The organism is Pedobacter sp. GR22-6 (assembly GCF_037402555.1).
Taxonomy (GTDB): Bacteria; Bacteroidota; Bacteroidia; order Sphingobacteriales; family Sphingobacteriaceae; genus Pedobacter.
The window spans coordinates 1-337 of record NZ_JBBEUC010000016.1 but is presented as its reverse complement, the minus strand read 5'-3'; the positions used below and the strand labels follow the sequence as shown (position 1 = coordinate 337).

1 pseudogene is annotated in these 337 nt (G+C 54.3%); it reads left to right on the top strand.

The annotated features are described in order from the left end of the window. Positions 1-337: pseudogene (locus WAE59_RS25785) on the top strand (glucosamine-6-phosphate deaminase); the annotation flags it as partial.

The following is a 337-nucleotide window of genomic DNA, read 5'->3' as shown; positions in this document are numbered from 1 at the left end:
GGATGGTACTTTGTCACTGGAAGAAATCCCAGCTTTCTGTTTGGCTTACGAGAAGAAGATCGGCGACCTTGGCGGACTGGACATCCAGATCCTGGGCATCGGCCGTACAGGCCACATCGGCTTCAACGAACCCGGCTCTGCACCCAATTCCGGAACCCGGCTGGTGACACTGGACGACCTGACCAGGCGTGATGCGGCCAGGGATTTTGGGGGCAAGTCTTTTGTACCCACCAAGGCCATTACCATGGGCATCGGAACCATTTTCAAAGCACGCGAGATCATCCTGATGGCATGGAACAGGAAGAAAGCTTCCATCATTAAAAAAGCAGTGGAGGGA